Here is a 20,778-nt window from a genome sequence, read left to right on the forward strand (position 1 = left end):
TTGTCGCCGTTTTGCTTTGTGGCTTTGCATCCCCGCGAGGCGGGTGACCCAAAACGCAGGCCAGCGCCGGGCCGCCCCAAGCGGCCTGCGCAACCCGCCCGGCGGGTGGCTTCGCGTACCCGCGAAGCCGGGTGCCCCATTTAATCGGGTCGGACGAGCTGTGGGATGTCTACGCTGCACAGCGTGCCCACCGGGTCGCGCTCCTGCCAGCGTACCGTGCCGTTCAACAGCTTCACGCGCTTGCGGATGCCGCCCAGGCCCAGGCCGTGGGACCATTTGGCCGGTTCGCGGCCCACGCCGTCATCGGCGAGCTCGAAGCTGAAGCGGCCGTTGTGCAGCCGGCATTCGATGCGCACGTGCGAGGCCTTGGAGTGCGAGATCACGTTGCTGACCAGCTCGCGCAGGATGCGGGTCAGCGAGGACCACTGGATCATGCTCAGCGTCACTTCCTGGTCGAAGTGGGCATGCCACTCCAGCTCGCAGCGCACGGCTTCCAGTCGGGTCGTGATGTCGGTCTTCCACTCGGCCGCGGCGAGTGCCAGCGGGTGGTGTTTGGCAGCCAGGCCACGGGTCAGGGTCTTCAAGTCCTGCAGCGTGTGCCGCACGTACTCTTCCATTTCCTTGCTCTGCGACTTGTACATCAGCGTCAGCAGGCGCGCGCCGATGTCGTCGTGCAGGTCCTGCGCGATGCGGGTGCGCTCTTCGCTGCGGCCGCGCTCGACCGCGCGGTCGTGCGCCAGCGCGCGCATCAGCTGCTCCAGCACCCGGTCGGCCAGACGCGCGTCTTCCTGCGTGAACAGCCGCTTGCCGCGCTCGGCAAAGCGCAGCGAGACCATGCCGTCCACTGTCGGGTTGTCGGTCAGGTTGGGCAGCGGCACCTGCAGCACCGCGCCATTGCCGGCAATGCGGCTTTGCTGGGCGCGGCCGGCGCTGCGGTGGGTCTCCAGTGGCTCGAAGACATTGCGCAGCAGCTCGATCATGCGGTCTGCCGCGCGTTCCGGCCGCGCCTCCACCTCGCGCGCAATGCGGTACAGGTGCTGGAACATGCGCTCGGTGGTCAAGGCGCGCGCGCCCATCATCTGGCTCACCAGCCACTGGCGGATGGCAGCGTAGGCACCGAGCGCGAGGAACAGCGACAGCGTCAGCGAGGTGAACTGGCTGAACGAGAAGACCGCGACAAACAGCAGGTCCACCGAGGTGGCAATGGTGCTGATGCCGGCCAGCATCGCGAACTCGCGCATCACGTTCTGCGAGCGCGAGATGAAAGGCACCAGCAGCACCACCGAGGCGAAGAACACGCCCCAGATCACCGGCCCGACCGAGGCCACCGGCTGCACTTCCGCCGGCAGGTGCGGGCGCATCGAGACGGCCAGCGTCAGCAGCGCCAGCGTGGCCACGGTGACCACGCAGAAGCGGCGCATCACCACCGCAAACGGATGCGGTTCATTGCGGTGCGACCAGCTCAGCAGTGCGATGCAGACCAGGCCATCGCCCAGCAGCAGCGATTGGCCCCACCACCAGTCCTGCGTCAGCGTGCCGGACAGCGAGGGCAGGGCGTAGGCCAGCGTGGCGGCCCAGGCGGCCGCGGCAATCAGCCAGCGGCCTTTCAGCCGGGCCGGATGTAAGGACGCGGCATGCACGATGGCGGCGCCGGTGACGGCCTCCAGCACCGCGTGCACACTGGATTCGCGCAGCACCATCAGTGATGGCAGCGCCAGCGCCGGCACCGAGGCGACAGCGGCCAGCAGCAGCTGCGCGGCCTGCGCATGCGCCATCACCGCGTACAGCAGGTTGCGCAGCTGCGGTTGCACCAGCGGCACGATCCATCCGACCAGGAACAGCACCATCGCGAAGGCGCTCATCAGCCAGAACATCGCGCCCAGGCTGCCGTAGCCACGCGGGCGTGGCTTCAATTCGACCTGTGCACCATCGCGAAAGCGCAGCGTGACCTGGCCGGCTTCGAGCGATTGCGCGGTGGCCAGCCGCACCTTCACCAGGTCGCGCCGCACGCTGTCATCGGTGATCCAGCGGGCCGAGTGCGAGATGGTCAGCACGCCGAACGGCAGCAGTTCGCCGTCTGGCAACACCACCGCGTCCAGCTCGCGGCCGACAAAGGGCTTGAGCGTCAGCAGCGGTGTGTCAGCCAGCTCCAGGTGACCGCTGGCCGTCGTGCGCCATTCGGCCGCGATGTGCGGGTTGTTGGCCATCGCGCGGGCCAGCATGAAAACCGTCAGGCAACCGATGACGGCGGCCAGCAGCAATGCCTGCCGCCGCCACGCAATGCGCTGGGTCCGGCCGGGACCGCTGTTGTCAGTCGGGGGGCGGTCCAGTTCAATAGGGGGCAGGACCGAGGAGGGACCCAGCGAGTCGGACCAGTTCGTCGTGTTCATCGCGGTGGGGCCGGCGTTGCCTTGCGGTGCCTGCACCACGGCGGCCGGGCCGTACAAGGGTCAGAGGGTGGGCAGCCCCAGGTGGGGCGGCAGGAAGGGCGAGCCGGGGCTGCCGGCTCGCCGCTGCGTCAGACCAGGCCTTGCTTGCTCGCCAGCACGGCGGCTTCTGCGCGGCTGGAGACGTTCAGCTTGCGGTAGATCGACTTGATGTGGTCGTTCACCGTGAACCACTTGATGCCCATCAGGTTCGCGATCTCCTTGATCGTGAAGCCCTTGCTCAGGTAGGTCAGCACCTCGATCTCGCGCGGCGTGAGGTGGGGCATTTCTACCGGGCGCTCGATCGGCACCGGCGGCTTGCTGCTGGCGGCCGGCGCGTTCACCGGCGGGTTCATCGGCGTGGTCAGCGGCGCCGGCGCCTGCGGATCCACTGGCGTGCCGCTGAATCGGAAGTGGGTCAGCAGGCGGCGGGCAATCGCAGGCGACAGCGGCGGCTGGCCCAGCACGATCTTGCGCAACTCCTCGACCAGCACCTCGAAACGGTCTTCCTTCAGCAGGTAGCCGTCTGCCCCGCACTGCAATGCGGGGAAAAGGTGCTCGTCGTCGGAATACAGCGTGGTGACGACCTTGGTTGCCGGATAGTTGGTCAGCTCGGCCAGCAGCTCCAGGCCATTGCCGTCGGGCAACTCCAGGTCCACCAGCATCAGCTTGAACGGATCGGCCCCGTGCAGGCCTTGCGGACCGGTGAGCGCGATTTGCGCGCGAGCGGTTTCCAGATCGCCGGCCTCGGTGATCGAGATCGGATCGCTGAAGCTTTCCCGCAGCACACGCGACAGGAAGTCGCGTGCCACCGGGTTGTCTTCGAGGATCAACACCTTGACTGACATGAACGAATCTCCCTGATGACTCCAAATATCACTGCGCATGCTAGCAGGCGCGGTCTTCGCACCTGCCACACGATTGTGGGGGCTGCGCAGGAGGCCAGGGCGGAACAATGCCGCGGGTGACGCCTCAATCCAGTTGCATCACGAGCTTGCCGCGCACCTCGCGGCTCGCCATGCGGCGGTAGGCATGCGGCAGCTCGGAGATGGGCAGCAGTTCGTCGATCACCGGCTTGACCTTGCCTTCGGCATACCACTGGCTCAGCTGGGCCAGCGCGCGGGCGCTGTTGCCGGGTTCACGCTTGACGAAGTCGCCCCAGAACACGCCGACCACCGAGGCGCCCTTGAGCAGCGGCAGGTTGAACGGCAGTGCGGGAATGCCGCCAGCGGCGAAGCCGATCACCAGGTAGCGGCCGCGCCAGGCGATGGAACGAAAGGCCTGCTCGGCCAGGTCGCCCCCAATCGGGTCGTAGACCAGGTCAGGCCCCTTGCCGCCGGTCAAGGCGGCCAGCGCCTCGCGCAGCTTCTCGCGGCTGTAGTTGATGGTCGCATCGGCGCCCAGCGCGCGGCAGGTCTCGCACTTCTCGTCGGTGGACGCCGCGGCGATCACGCGCGCACCAGCGGCCTTGGCAATCTGTATGGCCGCCGTGCCCACGCCACCCGCGGCGCCCAGCACCAGCACTGTCTCGCCGGGCTGCAGCGCGCCGCGGTCGATCAGCGCGTGGTGCGAGGTGCCGTAGGTGAACGCAAAGGCCGCCGCGTCTTCCAGCTTGAAGCCGGGCGGCAGCGGCAGCACCTGGGCAGCCTTCACGCACGCGTAGGTGCCAAAGCCGCCGGTGCCGGCAATCGCCGCGACCGGCATGCCCGGCGTCAGGTGACTGACGCCGGGGCCGACCTTGTCCACGATGCCAGCGTATTCGGCGCCGGGCACGAACGGCAGCGGCGGCTTGAACTGGTACTTGCCCTGGGTGATCAGGATGTCCGGGAAGTTCAGGCTGGCGGCTTTCACCGCGATCCGCACCTCGCCTTCGCCGGGCTCGGGCGTGGGGGTCTCCTTCCAGGCCAGGGCCTCGGGACCGTCGGTGGTTTCGCAAAGCCAGGCATGCATGTCGTGTCTCCAGTGAATGGGTGTGATTGCTCGGGCAAGCCTGCGTCCCGCGTGCCGTGCAGTCGTCGAAAGATCATAGTCAGCAGGGTGCGATCCCAGCGTCTCGCAGGTGACGGGCTGCCTACAATGCGCCGCATGCGAATCCTGATTGCCAATGACGATGGTTACCTGGCGCCCGGCCTCGCCGCGCTGGCCGAAGCCTGCCGCGGACTCGGCGAGATCGATGTGATCGCGCCAGAGCAGAACGCCAGCGGTACCTCCAACGCATTGACCCTGAATCGCCCGCTGACTGTTTACGAGGCGGTGGGTGTGCAGCAGGCCGGTTTCCGCTATGTCAATGGCACGCCTTCGGACAGCGTGCACGTCGCGCTGACAGGGCTGCTGCCGCACCGACCCGACCTGGTTGTTTCCGGCATCAACCAGGGCGCCAACATGGGCGACGACACGCTGTATTCCGGCACCGTGGCGGCGGCGATGGAAGGCTATCTGTTCGGCGTGCCGGCCATCGCCTTTTCGCAGGCCGAGAAGGGCTGGACCCACCTCGACGCTGCGGCCCGTGTGGCGCGCGCGGTGATCGAATCGGTCCTGCCACTGCTCAAGCCCGGCCAGCCGCCCGCCGTGCCCTGGCTGTTGAACGTCAACATTCCGAACCGGCCAGATGCCGCGCAGTTGCCCTGGGTCACGACCCGCCTGGGCCGGCGCCATGCCAGCTCGCCGGTGATCCAACAGACCAATCCGCGGGGCGAGCCGATCTACTGGATAGGCCCGGCCGGCGATGCGCGTGAAGCCGGTCCCGGCACCGATTTCCACGCGGTGGCCAACGGCCAGGTTTCGATCACACCCTTACAGGTCGACCTCACCGACCATGCTGCGTTGCCTGGCTGGCAGGCGCAGTTGAGCCGGGTCGGCCGGCTGTGAACAAGCCGAAAGATCCGCCCGCCCGACCGCCCGCCAGATTTCCTGCGTCCCTGCACCAGGCCAAGCCCGCAGCCGCCAAGGCCAGGCCCGAGCTGCTGCGGCCGCAGCGCCTGCTGCACGAAGCTGCCCGCGATGCGCGGCTGCTCAGCATGCCTTCCGGCCTTGGGCTGGACAACCCGGCGGTGCGCGAGCGCATGGTGCAGCGGCTGCGCGGCGAAGGCGTGCGCTGCGAGCCGGTGCTGCAAGCCATGCTTCGCGTCCCCCGGCACCGCTTTGTCGACTCGGCATTGGCTGCGCAAGCCTACGAGGACACCAGCTTGCCCATCGGCCTGGGGCAAACCATCTCCAAACCTTCGGTGGTTGCGCGCATGCTGGAGTGGCTGTTCCTGGGCGAGTCGGCGCGCGGGCATGGTCACCTCGGGCGGGTGCTGGAGATCGGCACCGGTTGCGGCTACCAGACCGCGCTGCTGGCCGAAGTGGCGCAGCAGGTGGTGTCGATCGAACGCCTGCGCGGGCTGCACGACGTGGCGGTGCGCCAGCTGGCGGGCTTGCAGACACCGCGCTGCGAGCTGCTGTATGGCGACGGCATGCTGGGCCATCCGCTGCGGGCGCCGTACAACAGCATCGTCGCGGCGGCCGGTGGCGAGGACCTGCCGCAGGCCTGGCTGCAGCAGCTGGCGGTGGGGGGCAGGTTGATCGCACCGGCGCGCGCGGCCGATGGTCGCGGGCAGGTGCTGGTGGTCGTGGACCGGACCCTTGAAGGCTTTCGCCGGACCTTGGGCGAGGCGGTCCAGTTCGTCCCCTTAAAATCGGGCATCAGTTGACTCAGGGAAAAGAAACGCCATGACCATGTTCCGTGGCTGCCGTTGGTCCACGTGGCTTGCATTGGTGGCCGTGACCACGCTTGCGGCGTGCACCACCACCAAAAATCAGGCGCCGGTCGAAGATCGTGGTGCGGGCCGCGGTTCCGCTGCCTACAGCGCCAGTGCCGCCGCAGATCCGTCCAGGACCGGCAGCGTCGTGCCGCCTGCCGAGGCCAGGCCCGGCACCTACATCGTCAAGCCAGGCGACACGCTGATGCGCATTGCGCTGGAAAGCGGCCAGGCCTGGCGTGACCTGGCGCGCTGGAACGGCATGGACAACCCGAACGTGATCGAGGTGGGTCAGGTGCTGCGCGTGGTGCCGCCGGGCCAGGAGCCGGGTGCTGCCGCAACCAAACCGGTGGCGACTGCCAAGGTTGAAACCCGGCCGCTGGACGGCAAGCCGGCTTCGGCGCCTGCCTCGGGCGCCGCTTCCGGCGCGCAGCCGCCCGCCTCGGGCGCAGGCATGGCAGCGCCGCCGACCGGCACCGGTTCCGCCGCCGCGGCTGCAGCGGCTGCCAGCGACGACGACGTGCAATGGGCCTGGCCCGCTGCCGGTGGCGTCATCACCGGCTTCGACGACACCAAGAGCAAGGGCCTGGCGATCGGCGGCAAGGCTGGCGACCCGGTGCTGGCTGCGGCCGATGGCCGCGTGGTCTATGCCGGCTCCGGCCTGCGCGGCTATGGCAACCTGATCATCGTCAAGCACAACGCGACCTACCTGACCGCCTACGCGCACAACCAGACGCTGCTGGTCAAGGAAGACCAGGCGGTGCGCAAGGGCCAGAAGATTGCCGAGATGGGCAATTCCGACGCGGACCGGGTGCAACTGCACTTCGAGATCCGCCGCCAGGGCAAGCCGATCGATCCGGCAAAGTTGCTGCCCCAAAGATGAGTTGGCCGAGGCGGCCACAAAGTGCCGCTTGGTCCCAACCTACAGCCGCCTCCGGGCGGCTGTCCTCTTTCTCCGCCCGGATAATGACGCCCCATGACACAGAAGGATGAATGGCTGAAGGTCGAGTCGCTCGACATGGAAGCCCAGGGCGTGGCCCGCAACAGCGAGGGCAAGGTGGTGTTCATCGACGGCGCCTTGCCGGGTGAGGAAGTGCTGGTCGAGGTGGGCCGGCGCAAGAACCAGTGGGAGCAGGCGACCATGGTCGCGCTGCGCCGCGAGAGCGCGCAGCGCGTGCGCCCGGGCTGTCCGCACTTCGGCCTGCATGCGGGGGCCTGCGGCGGCTGCAAGATGCAGCACTTGCACGCCGCCAGCCAGGTCGCGATCAAGCAGCGTGTGCTGGAGGACAACCTCGCGCACCTCGGCAAGGTCAAGGCTGAGCGCCTGTTGCGGCCGATCGAAGGACCGGCCTGGGGCTACCGCTTCCGGGCTCGGCTGTCGGTGCGCTACGTGGCAAAGAAAGGCACCGTGCTGGTCGGCTTCCACGAGCGCAAGTCGCGCTATGTGGCCGACATGAAGCAGTGCGAGGTGCTGCCGCGGCATGTCAGCAACATGCTGATGCCGCTGCGCGAGCTGATCGCCAGCATGCAGCAGCGCGACAGGTTGCCGCAGATCGAGCTGGCGATTGGCGACGGCATCACCGCGCTGGTGCTGCGCCATCTGGAGCCGCTGTCCAGTGGTGACGCGCAAAAGCTGCGCGATTTCGCGGCCGTGCACCAGGTGCAATGGTGGCTGCAGCCCAAGGGGCCGGACACGGTGCACCTGCTGGACGAAGGCGGTCCGGTGCTGGGCTACCGGTTGCCGGAATTCGGCGTGCACATGCCGTTCAAGCCGACCGACTTCACGCAGGTCAACCACGAGATCAACACCGTGCTGGTCGGCCGCGCGCTGCGGCTGCTGCAGGCCGCCAAGGGCGAGCGTGTGATCGACTGGTTCTGCGGCCTGGGCAACTTCACGCTGCCGATCGCGACGATGGCGCGCGAGGTACTGGGCGTGGAGGGCAGCGAAACGCTGGTCGAACGTTCACGCCAGAACGCGCGCCACAACGGACTGAGCGAGCGCACCAGCTTCGAGGCGCGCAACCTGTTCGAGATCACGCCAGACGACCTGATCGCCTTCGGTTCGGCCGACAAGTGGCTGGTGGACCCGCCGCGCGAAGGTGCCTTTGCCTTGACCAAGGCGCTGGCCGACCTGCGCCAGAACCCGCGCGAAGGCTGGACCGGGCCCGAGCGCATCGTCTATGTCAGCTGCAATCCGGCGACGCTGGCGCGCGACGCCGGCCTGCTGGTGCACGTGGCGGGCTACCGCTGCGTGTCGGCCGGCGCAGTGAACATGTTCCCGCACACGGCGCACGTGGAAAGCATGGCCGTGTTCGAGCGCGGTGAAGTGCCGCCGCCGCGCGAAATACCAGTCGCTGAATCGACAGAAGTGGCGCTGACGCAAGAATGAAAACAGGGCGCTCGATGCGCCCTGTTTTCATTGCAACCTTGCCGTTGCCAGTGCAGGCGGCGCCGGGCCGCCCGAAGGCGGCTGCGCCAACCCGCCCGGCGGGTGGTGGCGGGTACTCACGGCACCGGGTGCCCCACCCATTCAATCGCGTTCGCCGCCGAAGACGCCGAGCAGCATCAGCAGGCTCTGGAACACGTTGTAGATGTCCAGGTAGAGCTCCAACGTGGCGCTGATGTAGTTGGTCTGGCCGCCGTCGATCACGCGCTTGATGTCGTACACCATGAAGGCCGAGAACAGGCCGATGCACAGCACCGACATCGTCAGCATCGCGGCGCTGGACTGCACGAAGAAGTTGATCAGGCCGGCGACCAGGATCACCAGCGCGCCGATGTAGAGGAATTTGCCCATGCCGGACAGGTCGCGCTTGATCACCGTGGCAAGCGTTGCCATGCCGAAGAACACGAGCGCGGTGCCGCCGAAGGCGGTCATGATCAGCGACGTGCCGTTCGAGAAGCCCAGGATCACCGACAGCAGGCGCGACAGCATCAGGCCCATGAAGAAGGTGAAGGCCAGCAGCACGGCCACGCCGACGCCCGATTCCTTGGTCTTCTCGATTGCGAACATGAAGCCGAAGGCGCCGACCATGAAGACGATCAGGCTCACGCCGGGCGTCATCATCGAGGCGATGCCGGTGGCCACGCCGATCCACGCACCCAGCACCGTCGGCAACATCGAGAGCGCCAGCAGCCAGTAGGTGTTGCGCAGCACGCGCTGGCGTTGTGTGACCAGCCCATCGGCGCCGATGCTCGCGCCGTTGTAGGTTTGCAGGCTTTCGTTCATGAGGACCCTCCAGGGGAAACAGAAAACAGTGGGCTGCAGCGTCTTGCCGCATGCCCCAGGCTAGGATGTTTTGCGACCCATTCTAGTTCCGTGGCCCCAGGCTGCGGGCCGAAACGGGGCATGCGCCAGGCTGGCCTGCGAATCCCCCTAGATTGAACGGCGTAAAGGCAAACGTTACCAATTGATGAAGGCAAATCCGGCCCCTAGACTGGTCTTTCACTACTTCCTTCCCTATTCGGAGTTGTTTGAATGTCAGCTAGTTTTACCCTGTCGATCAGGGCGCTCATCGGCGCTTCCCTGATGGCGGTTGCGGTGGGCGCATCGGCCCAAGGCGACCTTGACACCTCGGCTTCTCAAGCCCCGATGGACGGCATGCGCGTCAGCATCGACCCGGTGACCAAGCAATTGCGCCCGGTCACGGCCGCTGAAAGCAAAGCCCTGGACCAAGCCTCCGTGAGCGTGCAGCGCTCGGTTGCCAAGCCACAGGCGATTGCCTCGCGCACCGCAGGCGCCAAGGGCCTGCGCCTGGGCGAAGAGCACATGTCCTACTCGCGCGCCGCCATTGGTGCCGATGGCAAGCTGGTGATGGATTGTGTGGAGGGAGATGAAGCCGCGTCACTGCAAGCGCGTCCGGTCGCACAGAGCCTGAAGTCGTCGGAGGCGGAAAGTGAATAAGTTGTTCAAGCAATCCCTGCTGGCCCTGGCTGCAGCATCTGCCACCTTCGGCGCATCTGCCGCCACCATCAAGATCATCAACGCTGACCCGGCCGGTGTCGGCTTCAATGACACAACGCCGGCAACGCCGGTAGGTGGCAACGAAGGCACGACGATCGGCGAACAGCGCATGAACGTCTACAAGAAAGTGGCCAAGACCTGGGGCAAGGTCCTGCCTGAGGGGCCGGCGATCAAGATCCAGGCAACCTGGGACGCACTGACCTGCACCTCGACCTCGGCCGTGCTGGGCTCGGCTGGAGCGGCCAGCGTCTGGCGTGACTTCCCGAATGCTCCGAACGCAGGCACCTGGTACTCCGGTGCGCTGGCCAACACGCTGGCTGGCACTGACCTGGACGAGAACACGGCACCTGAAATCATCTCGCATTTCAACGTCAACCTCGGCAATACCGGCTGCCTGGACGGCCAGGGCTTCTACCTCGGCCTGGACGGCAACGCGCCGACCGGCACGATCGACTTCGCCGTGGTGCTGACCCACGAAGTGGGCCACGGCCTGGGCTTCCAGGCGCTGACCAGCGGTTCCACCGGTGCCCGCATTGCGGACGAGACCGGCGTCGCCTTCCCCTCGCAGTGGGAACGGATGATGTTCGACAACACCGCCGGCAAGAGCTGGTTCGACATGACTGACGCCGAGCGCACAAAGTCCGCCATCAACCCGCGTGGTCTGGTATGGACAGGTGCGAATGTCACGACAGACATGCCATCGGTGCTGAGCAAGGGCACGCCCATCCTGACGGTGAAGTCGGACAAGTTCCCGACCATCGCCGGTGCCTACCAGGTGGGCCCCGCTTCGTTCGGCGCGGCCCTGAGTTCGTCGGCCATCAAGGGCACCATCGCCCGCGTGATCGACCAGGCAGACGGCGTGACGGGCTTGGCCTGCAACCCGCTGAGCGCTGAGAACGCCGCGCTGGTCGCCGGCAACGTCGCCCTGGTGGACCGCGGCACCTGCTCGTTCACCATCAAGGTGAAGAATGCGCAGGACGCTGGCGCGTTGGCCGTGATCGTGGCCGACAACACGGCAGGCGGCCCGCCGGCTGCCCTGGGCGGTGCAGATGCCACGGTGACCATCCCGTCGGTGCGTATCACGCTGGACGACGGCATCAAGCTGAAGACCGTGCTGACGCCCACCGACCCGGCCAAGCATGCCGTGCGCGCCGTGCTGGGCGTGGACAAGACCTTCTACGCGGGTGCTGACGCCGCTGGCCGGGTGATGCTGTACACGCCGAACCCGTACCAGTCGGGTTCGTCGGTTTCGCACTGGGACACGCTGGCCACGCGCAACCTGCTGATGGAACCGGCGATCAACGCCGACCTGCCGACCTTCAAGGTCTCGGCACCGAAGGACCTGACGCTGGAACTGCTGAAGGACATCGGCTGGTAAGCCCTTGCGCTGAGGCTTGGCCGTCAACCGGCTGAACCTCAGGCCTCCCTTGAGCTGGCGGTTTCGACCGCCACTCCCGACAGCCCGCCAGGCTTGCCTGCCGGGCTGTTTTCATTGGTGTGGCGGCGGGGGCGCAGAAGGCGCCAGAAGGTCCGCCAAGCGCGGTAGATGACACGCGAACACACGGGTCGGCGCCAGGGTCGGGATCGCCTGATCGCGGACGATGGGTTATGATCGACGGGTTTACCCCAAAACAAAGCCGCCCCGCGAAACCTCGTTTCCCTCTTCCTTGCCGAGCCCTTCCGCCAGCCGTTTTCGCCGCGTCGCAAGCGCCGGCCTGAGCGTTGGCCAGGGTCCACGGGCTGGGCGCGCGAACACCGGAGTTCCCCCTTGCTGCCCGTCCTGCCCCCCGCAATCCTTGCACTCGCAGACGGCACGGTCTTTTCCGGCACCTCGATCGGCGCGTCCGGTCACACGGTTGGCGAAGTGGTGTTCAACACCGCGCTGACCGGCTACCAGGAGATCCTCACTGACCCGAGCTACTGCCGGCAGATCGTCACGCTGACGTATCCGCACATCGGCAACTACGGTGTCAACGTCGAGGACATCGAGGCGTCCCAAGTCCATGCCGCTGGCCTGATCATCAAGGATCTGCCAGTCCGAGTCTCCAACTTCCGCCAGTCGCAGCCGCTGGACGCGTACCTGAAAGACCAGGGCACCGTCGCGATCGCTGACCTGGACACGCGCCGCCTGACCCGTGTGCTGCGCACCACCGGCGCGCAGAACGGCTGCATCGCCACCTTCCCGGCCGGCCACGAAGTGAGCGAGGCCGACAAGGCCGAGGCGGTGGCCCGTGCGAAGGCCGCGCCGAGCATGACCGGGCTGGACCTGGCGCAGGTTGTCAGCAAGACCGAATCCTACGAGTGGACGCAGACCGAGTGGCGCCTTGCGCGCCCCGAAGGCGGCGACGGCGCCGGCACGCCTGGGTACGGAACGCTGGGCGACGCTAAGTTCCACGTCGTGGCCTATGACTTCGGCGTCAAGTTCAACATCCTGCGCATGCTGGCCGAGCGCGGCTGCCGCGTCACCGTGGTGCCAGCAAAGACGACCGCCGCCGAGGTGCTGAAGCACCAGCCAGACGGCATCTTCCTGTCCAATGGCCCTGGCGACCCGCAGCCCTGCGACTACGCGATTGCCGCCACGAAGGAACTCATCGCCAGCGGTGTCCCCATCTTCGGCATCTGCCTGGGCCACCAGATCATGGCGCTGGCCGCGGGTGCGGACACCTACAAGATGAAGTTCGGCCACCATGGCGCGAACCATCCGGTCAAGGATCTGGACAACGGCCGGGTGTCCATCACCAGCCAGAACCACGGCTTCGCGGTGGACGAAAAGACGCTGCCTGCCAACCTGCGCGCGACGCATGTCAGCCTGTTCGACGGCACGCTGCAAGGCCTGGCCTGGACCGACCAACCGGCCTTCTGCTTCCAGGGCCACCCCGAAGCCTCGCCAGGTCCGCATGACATTGCGTACCTGTTCGACCGCTTCACCGGCCTGATGGCCGAGCGCAAGCGTTGAAGATGGGCTGAAGGCGCGACAAGGGAAGAACTGACCATGCTGCTGGGCGTCACCGACATCTGGACCTATGTGCTGGGCACGATGGCCATCGTGCTGCTGCCGGGGCCGAATTCCATCTTCGTGCTCTCGGTCGCCGCACGGCGCGGCGTGCGCCACGGCTATGCCGGGGCCTGCGGTGTGTTCGTCGGCGACACGGTCCTGATGGCGTTGGCGGCCGTGGGTGCGGCCTCGCTCCTGCGTGCGGTGCCCACGCTGTTCCTGGTGATCAAGATGGTGGGCGCAACCTACCTGGCCTGTGTTGGCGTGCAACTGCTGCGGGGTGCGGTGCGCCGCTGGCGCGGTGAAGTCGCCAGCGTGCAGGCTTCCGAGGCCGAGCTTAGCCAGCCGTTCCGCAAGGCGCTGTTGATCAGCCTGCTGAACCCCAAGGCCATCCTGTTCTTCGTGTCCTTCTTCATCCAGTTCGTCGACCCGGCCTACCCCTGGCCCGTGCTGAGCTTCCTCATGCTGGGCGCCATCGTCCAGGCCTTCAGCGCGCTGTACCTGACCGTGCTGATCTTCTCCGGCGCACGCCTGGCCGCGGCCTTCGCGAAGCGGCGGCGCGCCGCCAGCCTGGCCTCGTCCGGCGTCGGTGCCCTGTTCCTCGGCTTTGGCGCCAAGCTCGCCACCGCCAGCCTGGGCTGACGAGCAGCCAGGCCAGCCAGATCTCAAGAAAAGACCATGCCCAAGCGTTCCGACCTCAAAAGCATCCTCATCATCGGCGCCGGCCCGATCATCATCGGCCAGGCCTGCGAATTCGACTATTCCGGCGCCCAGGCCTGCAAGGCGCTGCGCGAGGAAGGCTACAAGGTCATCCTGGTCAACTCCAACCCGGCGACCATCATGACCGACCCGGCCACGGCCGACGTGACCTACATCGAGCCCATCACCTGGCAGGTGGTCGAGAAGATCATCGCCAAGGAGCGGCCGGATGCGGTGCTGCCGACCATGGGCGGCCAGACTGCGCTGAACTGTGCGCTGGACCTGCACAAGCACGGCGTGCTGGCCAAATACAACGTGGAGATGATCGGTGCCAACGAGCACGCGATCGAGAAGGCCGAGGACCGCTTGAAGTTCAAGGACGCGATGACCAAGATCGGGCTGGGCTCTGCCAAGTCCGGCATCGCGCACACGATGGAAGAGGCCTGGGCGGTGCAGAAGCTCATCCAGGCCGACATCGGTGGCTCCGGCTTCCCGATGGTCATCCGCCCCAGCTTCACGCTGGGCGGCACCGGCGGCGGCATTGCCTACAACCCGGAAGAGTTCGAAGAGATCTGCAAGCGTGGCCTGGACCTGTCGCCGACCAACGAACTGCTGATCGAAGAGTCGCTGATCGGCTGGAAAGAGTACGAGATGGAAGTGGTCCGCGACAAGGCGGACAACTGCATCATCGTCTGCTCGATCGAGAACCTGGACCCGATGGGCGTGCACACCGGCGACTCCATCACCGTGGCCCCGTCGCAGACGCTGACCGACAAGGAATACCAGCTGCTGCGCAACGCCTCGATCGCGATCCTGCGCGAAATCGGCGTGGACACCGGTGGCTCCAACGTGCAGTTCTCGATCAACCCGAAGGACGGCCGCATGGTCGTCATCGAGATGAACCCGCGCGTGTCGCGTTCGTCTGCACTGGCCTCCAAGGCGACCGGTTTCCCGATTGCCAAGATCGCTGCCAAGCTCGCAGTCGGCTACACGCTGGACGAGCTGAAGAACGACATCACCGGCGGTGTCACGCCAGCCTCGTTCGAGCCGTCGATCGACTACGTCGTCACCAAGATCCCGCGCTTCGCATTCGAGAAGTTCCCGGCCGCCGATTCGCGCTTGACCACGCAGATGAAGTCGGTCGGCGAGGTGATGGCCATGGGCCGCACCTTCCAGGAAAGTTTCCAGAAGGCGCTGCGCGGCCTGGAGACCGGCATCGACGGCCTGACCGAACGCTCGACCGACCGCGAGGAAATCATCCAGGAAATCGGCGAGCCCGGCCCCGAGCGCATCCTGTTTGTCGGCGACGCTTTCCGCATCGGCATGTCACTGGACGAAGTGTTTGCCGAGACCGCGATCGACCCGTGGTTCCTGGCCCAGATCGAGCAGCTGGTGGCGACCGAGGGCCAGCTGGCCGGCCGCACGCTGGACGGTCTGTCGCGCGACGAATTGGTGTACCTCAAGCGCAAGGGTTTCTCGGACAAGCGTCTGGCCAAGCTGCTGGGCACCAACCAGCACCTGGTGCGCGCCGCGCGCTGGAAGGCCAATGTGCGCCCGGTGTTCAAGCGCGTGGACACCTGCGCGGCCGAGTTCGCGACGCAGACGGCCTACCTCTACTCGACCTACGACGAGGAGTGCGAGGCCGAGCCGACGAACAACAAGAAGATCATGGTGCTGGGCGGTGGCCCGAACCGGATCGGGCAGGGCATCGAGTTCGACTACTGCTGCGTGCACGCGGCACTGGCGATGCGCGAAGACGGCTACGAGACCATCATGGTCAACTGCAACCCCGAGACCGTGTCGACCGATTACGACACCTCGGACCGCCTGTACTTCGAGCCGGTGACGCTGGAAGACGTGCTGGAGATCGTGGCCAAGGAAAAGCCGGTTGGCGTGATCGTGCAGTACATCGGCCAGACGCCGATGAAGCTGGCGCTGGACCTGGAGCGCGCGGGCGTGCCCATCATCGGGACCAGCCCCGACTCGATCGACGTGGCCGAGGACCGCGAGCGCTTCCAGCAGCTGCTGCACGCGCTGGGCCTGAAGCAGCCGCCGAACCGCACCGCGCGCACCGAAGAAGCGGCGTTGCGCCTGGCGCAGGAAATTGGCTACCCGCTGGTGGTGCGCCCGAGCTATGTGCTGGGCGGCCGCGCGATGGAAATCGTGCATGGAGACAAGGACCTGGAGCGCTACATGCGCGAGGCGGTGCGCGTTTCGGAAAAGTCGCCGGTGCTGCTGGACCGCTTCCTGGACGACGCGATCGAGGTCGACGTTGACTGCATCAGCGACGGTGTCGACGTGATGATCGGCGGCATCATGGAGCACATCGAGCAGGCAGGCGTGCACTCTGGCGACTCGGCCTGCTCGCTGCCGCCGTACTCGCTGAGTGCCAAGCTTCAGGACGAGTTGCGCCGCCAAACGGCCGAGATGGCCAAGGCGCTGAAGGTCATCGGCCTGATGAACGTGCAGTTCGCCATCCAGGGCGAGGGCGAAGAAGCCGTGATCTACGTGCTGGAAGTCAACCCGCGGGCTTCGCGAACCGTGCCCTTTGTCTCCAAGGCCACTGGCCAGCAGCTGGCGAAGATCGCCGCGCGCTGCATGGCCGGCCAGAAGCTGGCGGACCAGGTTGGCATGGGCGGCAAGCCGCCGCACGAGGTCATTCCGCCGTATTTCAGCGTCAAGGAAGCCGTCTTCCCGTTCAACAAGTTTCCCGGCGTGGACCCGATCCTCGGCCCGGAAATGCGCTCCACCGGCGAAGTCATGGGCGTGGCCTACAGCTTCGGCGAAGCGATGCTGAAGAGCCAACTGGGCGCCGGCTCACGCCTGCCGTCACAGGGCACGGTGGTCATCACCGTCAAGAACCACGACAAGGACCGTGCGGTGAAGATTGCGGGCGATCTGGTCGACCTGGGCTACAAGGTGGTCGCGACCAAGGGCACGGCGGCTGCGATTGCCGCCGCCGGCGTGCCGGTCACCGTGGTCAACAAGGTCAAGGACGGCCGGCCGCACATTGCCGACATGATCAAGGGCGGCGAGATCCAGCTGGTATTCACCACCGTGGACGAAACCCGCACCGCGATTGCCGACAGCCGCTACATCCGCACCGCAGCTTTGGCCAACCGGGTGACCTACTACACCACGATGGCCGGGTGCGAAGCGGCCGTCGAGGCGTTGAAGCATCAGGACGACCTGCAGGTGCTGTCGCTTCAGGAACTGCACCTGGCGCTCAGCAGCTGATCGGGGCGCCGCGCGAGTCGGGTGTTTCACCGGCCCGGGCTGGCGCCGGTTGTGCTCTAAAATCCCTCGATCCGCATCCGCCGCCCTCGCGCCGTCCTGGCGTCTTGGCGGCGGATTCGTTTTGTCTGCCAAGGAGGGCCGCGATGGCCACGATTCCCCTCACCAAGCGCGGTGCGGAAAAACTCAAAGAAGAGCTGCACCAACTCAAGACCGTGGAGCGCCATGCGGTGATCCAGGCGATTGCCGAGGCACGTGCCCAGGGCGATCTGTCGGAAAACGCAGAGTACGACGCGGCCAAGGACAAGCAAGGCTTCATCGAAGGCCGCATCCTGGAACTGGAAAGCAAGCTGGCCGCCGCGCAGGTCATCGATCCGAGTTCTCTGGACGCAGGCGGCCGTATCGTCTTTGGCACCACCGTGGATCTCGAAGACGAAGATTCGGGCGCCAAGGTCACCTACCAGATCGTCGGAGACGACGAGGCGGACCTGAAGCTGGGCCTGATCTCGATCAGCTCGCCGATTGCCCGCGCGCTGATCGGCAAGGAATCCGGTGACGTGGCCGAGGTGGTTGCGCCTGGTGGCCTGCGCCACTACGAAATCGTCGGGGTGCGTTACCGGTGAGCGACTGGCGCGAGCGCCTGTGCTGCGCCTTGCCCGGCCTTTGGCTGGGCGGGCTGGCCTGCCTGGCATTGATCGCCACGCCGGCACCGTTTGCCACGCTGCCCACGCCGGCTGAGGCTGGCAAGGTGGTGGGCTTCATGTTCGCGCGCGAAGCGCCTGCCAGCCTGGTGCTGGCGGTGTTGCTGCTGTTGCTGGAGCGGGCCGCTGCGGCCGATCGCGCCGAACGAGGCACCGGTTCGGGTTTCAGCCTCAACATGGGCTTGGTGCTGGGCGCCGTGGCCTGCACCGTGGTCGGCTACTACGTGCTGCAGCCGATGATGGCGCCGGCCCGCGCGGGGCTGGGCCCATTGAGTTTTGGCCAGCTGCATGGCCTCAGCTTCGGGCTCTTCGGGGTGAAGATGCTGCTGGTGCTGGCCCTGGCCTGGCGGGCAAGCAGGCACGGCGCAACGGGCGGATGAGCGCCCCCGCCGGTTCAGTCCTGGCTTTGCGCGCGCTTCTTGACGCTGGTGACGCGGTTCTTCTGGCGCTTGACCATGCCGCCCGCCGTCACGCGCTCGTTGCCGTGCACCTGCACCTTCTTCACCGTCGGCCGGCCGCTGCCGTTCTTGGAGAACGTCACCAGCTTGACCACGCGTGAACCTGGCTTGCGGTCTTCCACGACGGGGGCGGCCTTTTCCGGGATTGGCCGCCACAGCACCAGCAGCTTGCCGATGTGCTGAATCGGCGCGGCGGAAAGCTCGTCGGCCAGTTGGGCCAGCATGGCTTCGCGGGCCACGCGGTCGTCCGAGAAAACGCGGACCTTGATCAGGCCGTGGGCCTTCAAGGCCACATCGGCTTCTTTCACGATGGCGGGGGTCAAACCCTCGCCGCCGATCATCACGACCGGGTCGAGGTGGTGGGCTTCGCCCCGCTTTTCCTTACGGGCAGCGGGTGTCAATTGAATCGCAGGCATCGCCGTATTATCCCCTCAACATGAAAACCCAGACCAAAAGCAAAAAGGTCAACAAGGCGTGGCTGCACGACCATGTCAACGACACCTATGTGCGCCTGGCCAAAAAAGACGGCTACCGGGCGCGTGCGGCCTACAAGCTGAAGGAAATCGACGAGGCCTTCCAGCTGATCCGCCCCGGGCAGGTGGTGGTTGACCTTGGCGCCTGCCCCGGTGCCTGGAGCCAGTACCTGCGGCGGCGCTTTGCGCCCAAGGTGGCTGGCGTAGGCGGCGCCGCCAGCGGTGAACTTGACGGCACCATCATCGCGCTGGACATGCTGGACTTCGAGCCGATCGACGGCGTCACCTTCATCCAGGGCGATTTCGGCGACGAGGTGGTGCTGCAGCAACTGGAGGCCGCACTGGCCGGCCGGCCGGTGGACCTTGTGGTGTCGGACATGGCGCCCAACCTGTCGGGCATTGCCAGCACGGACGCGGCGCGGATCGAAAACCTGGTCGAGCTGGCGGTGGATTTCGCTGCCAAGCACCTCAAGCGCGACGGTGCGCTGGTCGCCAAGGTCTTTCACGGCGCGGCGCACGATCCGCTGGTCCAGCTGTTCCGCGACACCTTCCGGGTCGTGAAACCCGTCAAACCCAAGGCTTCGCGCGACAAATCGTCGGAAACCTTTCTGGTTGGCATGGGTCTGAAAACCCGATGAGCCGCATGGCGCAACACCATTGGGCAAGCGACAGGCCAGCTGGTGGCCGGATTAAGCCGGTTTTCCCGCCGCAGACACGCGGCCAAAGTGGCCTATTGACTGCCTTAGAATCGACCCTATATGCGGTTGAGCAGCCGTGCCGGCATTTTCCGGCCGGTAGCGAGCGATGGATCATATGAAGGAGCCGCGGTGAACAATCAGTGGATTTCGAAGATCGCCGTTTGGCTGGTGATCGCCTTGGTGCTTTTCACCGTGTTCAAGCAATTCGACCGTGCGTCGGTGCAGGGCAGCCAGGTGGGCTACTCCGAGTTCCTGGAGCAGGTGCGCAACAAGCACGTCACGAATGTGAAGATCCAGGAAGGCCCTGGCAGCGTCGAGATCGAGGCTGTCACGACCGATGGGGCGAAGATCCGCACCACCGGCACGCTGCTGGACAGGGGCCTGACCGGCGACCTGATCAACAACGGCGTGAAGTTCGAAGTGCGCCCACGTGAGGAGCCGTCGCTGTTGACCAGCTTGCTGCTCTCCTGGGGCCCGATGCTGTTGTTGATCGGCGTCTGGGTGTATTTCATGCGGCAGATGCAAGGCGGTGGCAAGGGCGGGGCATTCAGCTTCGGCAAGTCCAAGGCCCGCATGCTGGACGAAGCCAACAACTCGACCACCTTTGCCGATGTCGCAGGCTGCGACGAGGCCAAGGAAGAGGTCAAGGAAGTCGTCGATTTCCTGAAAGACCCGCAGAAATTCCAGAAGCTCGGCGGGCGCATCCCGCGCGGCCTGCTGCTGGTCGGCCCCCCGGGCACCGGCAAGACGCTGCTGGCCAAGGGCATTGCCGGCGAGGCCAAGGTGCCTTTCTTCAGCATTTCCGGCTCGGACTTCGTCGAAATGTTCGTCGGCGTGGGCGCGGCCCGCGTGCGCGACATGTTCGAGAACGCGAAGAAAAACGCCCCTTGCATCATCTTCATCGATGAAATCGACGCGGTCGGCCGCCAGCGCGGCGCCGGCCTCGGTGGCGGCAACGACGAACGCGAGCAGACGCTGAACCAGATGCTGGTCGAAATGGACGGCTTCGAGACCAACCTCGGCGTGATCGTAGTGGCTGCCACCAACCGTCCCGACATCCTCGACTCCGCGCTGCTGCGCCCCGGCCGCTTCGACCGCCAGGTCTACGTGACGCTGCCCGACATCCGCGGCCGCGAGCAGATCCTGAACGTGCACATGCGCAAGGTGCCGATCGGCCAGGACGTGAACCCCGCGGTCATCGCGCGCGGCACGCCCGGCATGTCCGGCGCCGACCTGGCCAACCTCTGCAATGAAGCCGCCCTGATGGCTGCGCGCCGCAACGCGCGCGTGGTCGAGATGCAGGACTTCGAGAAGGCCAAGGACAAGATCATCATGGGGCCGGAGCGCAAGTCCATGGTGATGCCAGAGGAAGAGCGCCGCAACACGGCCT

Annotated in this window: 18 protein-coding genes; 13 read left to right on the forward strand and 5 right to left on the reverse strand. The window is 66.3% G+C overall.

The genetic code is table 11. The features are described 5' to 3' along the window. Nucleotides 1-140: 140 nt before the first annotated feature. From ACAH41_RS24365 to ACAH41_RS24375, 3 genes are all read right to left on the reverse strand, one after another. Entirely contained in the window at nt 141-2,447 is a 2,307-nt protein-coding gene (locus ACAH41_RS24365) for an ATP-binding protein (protein WP_370538570.1), read from the reverse strand. Between the two features lie 71 nt (nt 2,448-2,518). Next, a complete protein-coding gene (locus ACAH41_RS24370) occupies nt 2,519-3,274 on the reverse strand; it encodes a response regulator transcription factor (RefSeq protein ID WP_141287693.1) in 756 nt (251 codons plus the stop codon). 124 nt (nt 3,275-3,398) lie between these two features. Beyond that, nucleotides 3,399-4,376: an NADPH:quinone oxidoreductase family protein gene (locus tag ACAH41_RS24375; RefSeq protein WP_325648180.1), complete on the reverse strand. Its 978-nt coding sequence runs from the start codon at nt 4,374-4,376 to the stop codon at nt 3,399-3,401. 135 nt (nt 4,377-4,511) lie between these two features. Between ACAH41_RS24375 and surE the strand changes: the two genes are divergently transcribed. The 4 genes from surE (at nt 4,512) to rlmD (ending at nt 8,555) form a co-directional block, all read left to right on the forward strand. After that, nucleotides 4,512-5,294, forward strand: a complete 783-nt coding sequence (surE, locus tag ACAH41_RS24380; RefSeq protein WP_325648179.1) for a 5'/3'-nucleotidase SurE — start codon at nt 4,512-4,514, stop codon at nt 5,292-5,294. Further along, nucleotides 5,291-6,118, forward strand: a complete 828-nt coding sequence (locus tag ACAH41_RS24385; RefSeq protein ID WP_370538571.1) for a protein-L-isoaspartate(D-aspartate) O-methyltransferase — start codon at nt 5,291-5,293, stop codon at nt 6,116-6,118. Before surE ends, ACAH41_RS24385 begins: the two co-directional genes overlap by 4 nt. Nucleotides 6,119-6,143: 25 nt before the next feature. Then, complete coding sequence (locus tag ACAH41_RS24390; RefSeq protein WP_370538575.1) at nt 6,144-7,049, forward strand: peptidoglycan DD-metalloendopeptidase family protein; 906 nt, start codon at nt 6,144-6,146, stop codon at nt 7,047-7,049. A gap of 93 nt (nt 7,050-7,142) precedes the next feature. Continuing rightward, a complete protein-coding gene (gene rlmD / locus ACAH41_RS24395; protein ID WP_325648177.1) occupies nt 7,143-8,555 on the forward strand; it encodes a 23S rRNA (uracil(1939)-C(5))-methyltransferase RlmD in 1,413 nt (470 codons plus the stop codon). 141 nt (nt 8,556-8,696) lie between these two features. Here the strand turns inward: rlmD and ACAH41_RS24400 are convergent, their stop codons facing one another. Further along, complete coding sequence (locus tag ACAH41_RS24400; RefSeq protein ID WP_325648176.1) at nt 8,697-9,395, reverse strand: Bax inhibitor-1/YccA family protein; 699 nt, start codon at nt 9,393-9,395, stop codon at nt 8,697-8,699. 372 nt (nt 9,396-9,767) lie between these two features. Here ACAH41_RS24400 and ACAH41_RS24405 point away from each other — a divergent pair, with 372 nt between their 5' ends. From ACAH41_RS24405 to ACAH41_RS24435, 7 genes are all read left to right on the forward strand, one after another. Further along, the gene (locus tag ACAH41_RS24405; RefSeq protein ID WP_325648175.1) at nt 9,768-10,070 is read left to right on the forward strand and encodes a hypothetical protein; all 303 of its coding nucleotides are present in this window, start codon (nt 9,768-9,770) and stop codon (nt 10,068-10,070) included. Then, entirely contained in the window at nt 10,063-11,508 is a 1,446-nt protein-coding gene (locus ACAH41_RS24410; protein ID WP_325648174.1) for a PA domain-containing protein, read from the forward strand. The genes ACAH41_RS24405 and ACAH41_RS24410 overlap by 8 nt, the downstream gene beginning before the upstream one ends. A gap of 390 nt (nt 11,509-11,898) precedes the next feature. Continuing rightward, nucleotides 11,899-13,086, forward strand: a complete 1,188-nt coding sequence (gene carA, locus ACAH41_RS24415; protein WP_325648173.1) for a glutamine-hydrolyzing carbamoyl-phosphate synthase small subunit — start codon at nt 11,899-11,901, stop codon at nt 13,084-13,086. A gap of 36 nt (nt 13,087-13,122) precedes the next feature. Then, nucleotides 13,123-13,767 (forward strand): leucine efflux protein LeuE, encoded by a 645-nt coding sequence (leuE, locus tag ACAH41_RS24420; RefSeq protein WP_325648172.1) that lies wholly within the window; start codon nt 13,123-13,125, stop codon nt 13,765-13,767. A 36-nt stretch (nt 13,768-13,803) separates the two neighbouring features. Beyond that, nucleotides 13,804-17,061, forward strand: coding sequence for a carbamoyl-phosphate synthase large subunit (gene carB, locus ACAH41_RS24425; RefSeq protein ID WP_370538572.1), 3,258 nt, complete (start codon nt 13,804-13,806; stop codon nt 17,059-17,061). A gap of 143 nt (nt 17,062-17,204) precedes the next feature. Continuing rightward, a complete protein-coding gene (greA, locus tag ACAH41_RS24430; RefSeq protein WP_141284819.1) occupies nt 17,205-17,681 on the forward strand; it encodes a transcription elongation factor GreA in 477 nt (158 codons plus the stop codon). Then, nucleotides 17,678-18,139, forward strand: a complete 462-nt coding sequence (locus ACAH41_RS24435) for a DUF4149 domain-containing protein (RefSeq protein ID WP_325648170.1) — start codon at nt 17,678-17,680, stop codon at nt 18,137-18,139. The genes greA and ACAH41_RS24435 overlap by 4 nt, the downstream gene beginning before the upstream one ends. A gap of 14 nt (nt 18,140-18,153) precedes the next feature. Here ACAH41_RS24435 and ACAH41_RS24440 read toward each other — a convergent pair whose 3' ends face one another. Next, a complete protein-coding gene (locus tag ACAH41_RS24440) occupies nt 18,154-18,633 on the reverse strand; it encodes a YhbY family RNA-binding protein (RefSeq protein WP_325648169.1) in 480 nt (159 codons plus the stop codon). A gap of 20 nt (nt 18,634-18,653) precedes the next feature. Between ACAH41_RS24440 and ACAH41_RS24445 the strand changes: the two genes are divergently transcribed. Both ACAH41_RS24445 and ftsH read left to right on the forward strand, forming a co-directional pair. Then, nucleotides 18,654-19,328: an RlmE family RNA methyltransferase gene (locus tag ACAH41_RS24445; protein WP_325648168.1), complete on the forward strand. Its 675-nt coding sequence runs from the start codon at nt 18,654-18,656 to the stop codon at nt 19,326-19,328. A gap of 189 nt (nt 19,329-19,517) precedes the next feature. Further along, the coding region (ftsH, locus tag ACAH41_RS24450) for an ATP-dependent zinc metalloprotease FtsH (protein ID WP_370538573.1) at nt 19,518-20,778 on the forward strand (1,261 nt) is incomplete at its 3' end.

The sequence above is a fragment of the Ideonella sp. genome (genome assembly GCF_041287625.1).
GTDB lineage: Bacteria > Pseudomonadota > Gammaproteobacteria > Burkholderiales > Burkholderiaceae_C > Ideonella.

Excerpts from the sequence above, each read along its gene's own strand:
- ACAH41_RS24375 (WP_325648180.1), bottom strand. The coding sequence starts at position 4,376 with ATGCATGCCTGGCTTTGCGAAACCACCGACGGTCCCGAGGCCCTGGCC.
- ACAH41_RS24440 (WP_325648169.1), bottom strand. The coding sequence starts at position 18,633 with ATGCCTGCGATTCAATTGACACCCGCTGCCCGTAAGGAAAAGCGGGGC.
- ACAH41_RS24405 (WP_325648175.1), top strand. The coding sequence starts at position 9,768 with ATGCGCGTCAGCATCGACCCGGTGACCAAGCAATTGCGCCCGGTCACG.
- greA (WP_141284819.1), top strand. The coding sequence starts at position 17,205 with ATGGCCACGATTCCCCTCACCAAGCGCGGTGCGGAAAAACTCAAAGAA.
- ACAH41_RS24400 (WP_325648176.1), bottom strand. The coding sequence starts at position 9,395 with ATGAACGAAAGCCTGCAAACCTACAACGGCGCGAGCATCGGCGCCGAT.
- ACAH41_RS24390 (WP_370538575.1), top strand. The coding sequence starts at position 6,144 with ATGTTCCGTGGCTGCCGTTGGTCCACGTGGCTTGCATTGGTGGCCGTG.
- leuE (WP_325648172.1), top strand. The coding sequence starts at position 13,123 with ATGCTGCTGGGCGTCACCGACATCTGGACCTATGTGCTGGGCACGATG.
- rlmD (WP_325648177.1), top strand. The coding sequence starts at position 7,143 with ATGACACAGAAGGATGAATGGCTGAAGGTCGAGTCGCTCGACATGGAA.
- ACAH41_RS24445 (WP_325648168.1), top strand. The coding sequence starts at position 18,654 with ATGAAAACCCAGACCAAAAGCAAAAAGGTCAACAAGGCGTGGCTGCAC.
- ACAH41_RS24370 (WP_141287693.1), bottom strand. The coding sequence starts at position 3,274 with ATGTCAGTCAAGGTGTTGATCCTCGAAGACAACCCGGTGGCACGCGAC.
- surE (WP_325648179.1), top strand. The coding sequence starts at position 4,512 with ATGCGAATCCTGATTGCCAATGACGATGGTTACCTGGCGCCCGGCCTC.
- carB (WP_370538572.1), top strand. The coding sequence starts at position 13,804 with ATGCCCAAGCGTTCCGACCTCAAAAGCATCCTCATCATCGGCGCCGGC.